Source organism: Streptomyces albidus (ex Kaewkla and Franco 2022), assembly GCF_013870515.1.
Classification (GTDB): domain Bacteria; phylum Actinomycetota; class Actinomycetes; order Streptomycetales; family Streptomycetaceae; genus Streptomyces; species Streptomyces albidus.
Map to the genome: position 1 here is coordinate 1 of NZ_JACBXA010000326.1, position 5,430 is coordinate 5,430.

Below are 5,430 nucleotides of genomic sequence, written 5' to 3' on the forward strand. Positions count from 1 at the left end.
CGCGAGGACACGGCGCGAGGGCGCCGGTGTGGAGCGGGGACGGCTGGACGGGCGACGGGGCCGGTCGGAGCGGGGCGAGCGGGTGCGCGGAAATCGGTTGAGGGGGGACATGAGCCGGTGCACCTCCGCGGAATGAGGGATTCCGCATGCTAGGCCCGGCTCGGCCCCTCCCCGCGCCGATACGTCGACCGCCCGCCCCTACCACCCGGTCAGATGAACGCCGATCTCCCCGGGCCTCGCGGCCCGGCAGCACTCATTCCAGAACCTCGCGCGGCTCCAGCGGCCGCGTCGCCGGCCCCTGGATCACCCGGCCCTCGGTGTCGAAGCGCGAACCGTGACAGGGGCACTCCCACGCACCCTCGGCGTCGTTGAACCGCACCAGGCACCCCAGGTGCGTACAGCGCGGTGACAGCGCCCGGACCTCGCCCTCCGCCGTGCGGTGCACGGCGCAGCGCCGTCCGCGGATGCGCACGATCGCACCCGTCCCCGGAGCGATCTCGTCCACCGAGTCGACGTACGAGGAACGCAGCCGGTCCCCCACGAACCGCCCCGCCACCGTCGACTGGAAGCGCAGCATCGCGGGTGCCTCCCGCGGGCTGAGCCGGCGCGGCTCGTACAGCTTCGCCCACGGGGGCAGCGGCTCGCCGGTGATGTACGAGGCCAGCAGCTGCCCCGACAGGATGCCGCCGGACATGCCCCAGCCGCCGAAGCCGGTTGCCACCCAGGTGTGCTGCGAGGCGGGGTGGAAGGGCCCGATGTAGGGCACGCGGTCGGTGGTGTCGTTGTCCTGCGTCGCCCAGCGGTGCACGAGCCGGGCGTCCGGGAAGTGCTCGTACGTCCACGCCGCCAGCCGCTCGTAGCCGGCCCCCACCGAGCCCTGTCCGGCGGTTCCCGGGGTGAACTTCTCGCCGGTGACGATGAGGAGCCGCTTCCCTTCCCCGAACGGATAGGGGGCGGTGCGCACCGAGCGGGTGCCGCGCTCGGGGGTGAGGTAACTGCCTCCCGGGTCCTGGTCCTCGGGCAGCAGCGCGGAGACGACGAGTTCGCGGCGCGGCTCGAGCCGGGAGAACATCAACGCCCGGTCGAAGACGGGGTAATGGGTGGCCACCACGACGTCCTTGGCGATGACCTCGGCTCCGTTCTCGGTGGTGACACGGCAGGGGTCGCCCTCGTCGAGGCCCATGACGCGGGTGCGTTCGAAGATGCGGCCGCCGCGCCGTTGCAGGTCCTCGGCCAGCGCCAGCAGGTACTTGCGCGGATGGAACTGCGCCTGGTCCTCCACGCGTACGGCCGCGCACACCGGAAAGGGCAGGCCCGTCTCGGTGACGAAGGAGGCGGGAAGGCCCGCCTCGGCCGCTGCTTCGGCCTCGGCCCGCACCTCGTCGGCGTGGTGCTCGGACTCGACGAACGTGTGCGCGGGGCCGCGCTCCAGTTCGCACTCGATCCCCAACTCCCCTGCCACCGCAGCAAGATGTTCGATGGCCTGCTGCTGCGACGCGGCGTACATGCGGGCGGCCTCCGCGCCGCGCGTATCGCGCAGATGGGCGTAGACGAGTCCGTGCAGCGACGAGACCTTCCCGGTCGTGTGGCCGGTGACCCCCGCCGCTATGCGGTCGGATTCCAGCACCGCGACACTGCGCCCCGCGCGTGCCGCCTCCCAGGCCACCGACAGCCCCGCGACTCCCCCTCCGACGACGGCGACGTCGACCTCGGTCTCGCTGCCGGGTTCGAGCGCTGGATGGGGAGCCGCTGCCGCGGACAGCATCCAGTACGACTCGTAACCGACGGGCAGTGTGGTCACAGCTGCTCCTCATTGGTCGTCCGGCTCACCGGCTAGTCCGGTTCGTCCGGCGCACAGGCCCGCGCCGCTCGCAGCTCGCTCAGGCCGCCCCGTAGTTCCGTCGAACTGTTCGACGGGACTGTGATTCCCGGCGTCGTCCGGCTCACTCGCCCCGGCCACCGGTTTCCCTGAGGGCACACGTGTCCCACCGGACGGCCCGGGTACCCGAGGTGCTTCCACGACGGAGGTGATGGACGGATGAAGGCAGTCGTCTGGCAGGGCAAGCGGGACGTGCAGGTCACGGAGGTGCCCGATCCGACAGTGCAGAAGCCGACCGACGCGGTCATCAGGATCACTTCGAGCGGTCTGTGCGGCTCCGACCTGCACCTGTACGAAGTCCTGACCCCACTGATGACGCCAGGCGACATCCTGGGGCACGAGCCGATGGGCATCGTCGAGGAGGTCGGCGGCGAAGTCACCGACCTCAAGCCCGGGGACCGGGTCGTGGTGCCCTTCCAGATCTCGTGCGGGTCGTGCTTCATGTGCGCCCAGGGCCTGCAGACCCAGTGCGAGACGACCCAGGTCCGCGATCAGGGGATGGGCGCAGCGCTGTTCGGCTACACCAAGCTCTACGGCTCCGTGCCCGGAGCCCAGGCCGAGTACCTGCGGGTTCCGCAGGCCCAGTACGGGCCCATCAAGGTGCCCGAGGGCCCGTCCGACGACCGCTTCCTGTTCCTCTCGGACGTGCTGCCGACCGCTTGGCAGGCCGTGGAGTACGCGGACGTGCCCAAGGACGGCACCCTGGCCGTGATCGGGCTCGGCCCCATCGGCGACATGGCCTGCCGCATCGCGCTGCAGCGCGGCGCCGGCAGGGTCATCGGCATCGACCTCGTGCCCGAGCGGCTGGCCCGGGCGCGTGCGCGTGGTGCGGAGGTGCTGGACGTCAGCGAGCACTCCGACATCGGCGAGGCCGTACGGGAGTTGACGCAGGGGCGCGGCACGGACGCCGTCATCGACGCCGTGGGCCTCGAAGCGCACGGCAACGTCGCCGGAAAGCTCGCGCAGACCGTGGGCGGCATGCTGCCGGGGAAGCTCGCCGAGAAGGCGATCGCGAAGACCGGCGTCGACCGGCTCTCCGCGCTGACGCAGGCGATCGACATCGTGCGCCGGGGCGGGACCATCTCCCTGTCCGGCGTCTACGGCGGCGCCGCCGACCCGCTGCCGATGCTGCGCCTCTTCGACAAGCAGGTGCAGCTGCGCATGGGCCAGGCCAACGTCAAGCGCTGGGTCCCGGACATCCTGCCGCTGCTGTCGGACGAGGACGTGCTCGGAGTGGACGACTTCGCCACCCACCATCTACCGCTCGCACAGGCCCCCGAGGCGTACGAGATGTTCCAGAAGAAGGCCGACGGTGCCGTGAAGGTCGTGCTGCGCCCCTAGGGCGGCGGCCGACTGGGGTCGCGCCGCTGTGTGAACGTACCTGTGGCGCGGCCTCACTTCATGACGTGGAGGATCTCCAGCACCTCGTCGTCGGTGAGTTGGGGGAACTGCGCGTACCAGAAGCCCACCGCCCCGAAGGACGCCGGACGCTGCGAGCAGACGATCTCGTCGGCGTCGCCGGAGAGCATGGCCGTCGCCTCGGGCGAACAGACCGGGGCGGCCAGGACGGTACGGGCCGGGTCGGCGCGACGTACGGCACGCAGAGCGGCACGCGCTGTCGAGCCCGTCGCCACGCCGTCGTCGACGACGATCGCGGAGCGGCCCGCGAGCTGGAGCGCTCCCCGTCCGCGCCGGTAGAGCTCCTCGCGCCTGCCGACCTCCGCCTGCTCCCGCTCGGCCACCGGAGCCAGCTCCTCCTCGGTCAGCCCCAGCCGCCCCAGAAGATCCCGGTCGTAGACCGGAGGCGCCTCGCCCGCGACGGCCCCCACACCGAGCTCCGGCTGGAACGGGGCTCCGATCTTGCGTGCGACGAGGACATCGAGCGGCGCGTCCAGGGCGCGGGCGACCTCGTCGGCGACGGGCACGCCGCCGCGCGGCAGCGCCAGCACGACGGGGTCCGGCAGGCGTCCTTCTCCGCTCAGCTCGATGAGCTGCTCTGCCAGGGCCTTTCCGGCCTCACGGCGGTTCTCGAACTGCATGGCGGCGTCCTCCTCCATGCCCCCGCTCGCCTCGGCTCCGTCCACGGCATCACCGACGGCGCCGTGTCGCACGCGGTACCCGGCTGGGGCCGTCCTACACAGGACGAGGGAACGGAAGTTCCGCTTCCGGCACGGGAATTCCATCGAATCCGCCCCCGTGAGCGGGCGCTCAGGACTACGGTGTGTGGCTGCGGGGATCACCAATTGCAATATGCCGGGAGGGGCTCCGCGATGGGCATCGAAGCTGTGCCGACGCCTGCTGTGCATGTGCGTGAACTGCTGGCACGGGCCCAGAATCCCTTCGACATCACCGACGCCGTCCTCACACGGCTCGAGGACGCCCTCCTGTGCCACGTCGAGCTGCACGGCTGGAGGCATCGCAGGCCACCGGCCCCGAATCTGCGCTGCAGCAGCTACCGGCACATCTTCATCCTGCGCGACGGCACCCTGCTTCCGCTGTGGGAGCTGCGCTACGACGGCGACGACGGCAGCGGCACCCTGCTGCACGAGGTGTACGAGAACGAGGAGGCCCTCGCCCGCTCCGAGCGGCGCGTGCACCAGAGCGCACAGATGCCCGCCGCGGGTCCGTACGGCGGCTTCGCGGGCCGTGACGCCACTCATGACCCGGTCGAGCTCCTGATGGCGAGCGGCTTGTGCGACCGCCGCACCTACGCCGGCAGCGACTCCCCGGACCACGCCCGCCGGCTGCTGCGCCGGGCCGAGAACCCCGACCGGCCCGGTGACGACGTGGGCAGGCTGCTGGCCACGGCCTGCGGCCACCAGATCCTGCCCGTGCCGCGGCCCAGGGCGCTCGCTCACGAGTGGCAGGTGTGGTGCTCCGTCTACGAGCACGCCTTCCTGCTGCCCGACGGCCGCGAGATCAGCCTCTACGAGCTGGAGCACGACCGGTCCCGTACGGGAGAGCTGGTCTGCGAGGTCTATCCCGACGAGGCGCTCGCCCACGAGGCCGCGAGCCGGCGCGTACGGGGCGACGACTTCGGTCTGTGACCGCGAGAGCGCGAACGGGCACGCACCGGCGCCGCATCCGTGTCCCTGTTGTGACCCCTTGTGACCTTCTCCGTGCCGAACGTATCGTGGGCGCGCTGCGTAACATCTCTGACGCTCCGTAACTTCCTTGACGGGGTGCCCACTTCACCCGGAGGTCCCGCCATGCCCACTCGCGGACGTCACCGCCGTAACCGGCCCAGTGCTCTCTCGCGCACGTCACTCAAGGTCACCGCTGGCGGAGCCGGAGTGGCGATACCTCTGATCGGCGCCCAGCTCGTGCACGCAGCCCCCGCCGACGCATGGCAGAAGGTCGCGGCCTGCGAGAGCAACAACAACTGGGAGATCAACACCGGCAACGGCTACTTCGGCGGGCTCCAGTTCTCGCAGAGCACCTGGCAGGCGTACGGCGGCACCGCCTACGCGCCGCGTGCGGACCTGGCGAGCAAGGACCAGCAGATCGCCGTCGCCGAGAAGGTGTTAGCCGGGCAGGGCCCCAAGGCGTGG

5 protein-coding genes are annotated in these 5,430 nt (G+C 71.3%); 3 read left to right on the plus strand and 2 right to left on the minus strand.

Annotated elements, in window-relative coordinates; translation table 11 throughout:
- Positions 1-253: 253 nt before the first annotated feature.
- On the minus strand, positions 254-1,801 hold the full coding sequence (locus H5J26_RS27960) for an FAD-dependent oxidoreductase (RefSeq protein ID WP_181768751.1): 1,548 nt from the start codon (positions 1,799-1,801) through the stop codon (positions 254-256).
- A gap of 237 nt (positions 1,802-2,038) precedes the next feature.
- Here H5J26_RS27960 and H5J26_RS27965 point away from each other — a divergent pair, with 237 nt between their 5' ends.
- Positions 2,039-3,220, plus strand: a complete 1,182-nt coding sequence (locus tag H5J26_RS27965) for a zinc-dependent alcohol dehydrogenase (protein ID WP_181768752.1) — start codon at positions 2,039-2,041, stop codon at positions 3,218-3,220.
- Positions 3,221-3,273: 53 nt separating this feature from the next.
- Here H5J26_RS27965 and H5J26_RS27970 read toward each other — a convergent pair whose 3' ends face one another.
- A complete protein-coding gene (locus tag H5J26_RS27970; RefSeq protein WP_181768755.1) occupies positions 3,274-3,918 on the minus strand; it encodes a phosphoribosyltransferase in 645 nt (214 codons plus the stop codon).
- A gap of 231 nt (positions 3,919-4,149) precedes the next feature.
- Between H5J26_RS27970 and H5J26_RS27975 the strand changes: the two genes are divergently transcribed.
- Positions 4,150-4,926: a DUF6227 family protein gene (locus tag H5J26_RS27975; protein ID WP_181768753.1), complete on the plus strand. Its 777-nt coding sequence runs from the start codon at positions 4,150-4,152 to the stop codon at positions 4,924-4,926.
- A 162-nt stretch (positions 4,927-5,088) separates the two neighbouring features.
- Positions 5,089-5,430, plus strand: a 342-nt coding sequence (locus H5J26_RS27980; protein ID WP_181768754.1) for a transglycosylase family protein, incomplete at its 3' end; no start/stop codon positions are given.

Bases quoted from the DNA above. Each gene is read 5' to 3' on its own strand.
- H5J26_RS27975 (WP_181768753.1), top strand. From the start codon at position 4,150: ATGGGCATCGAAGCTGTGCCGACGCCTGCTGTGCATGTGCGTGAACTG.
- H5J26_RS27965 (WP_181768752.1), top strand. From the start codon at position 2,039: ATGAAGGCAGTCGTCTGGCAGGGCAAGCGGGACGTGCAGGTCACGGAG.
- H5J26_RS27970 (WP_181768755.1), bottom strand. From the start codon at position 3,918: ATGCAGTTCGAGAACCGCCGTGAGGCCGGAAAGGCCCTGGCAGAGCAG.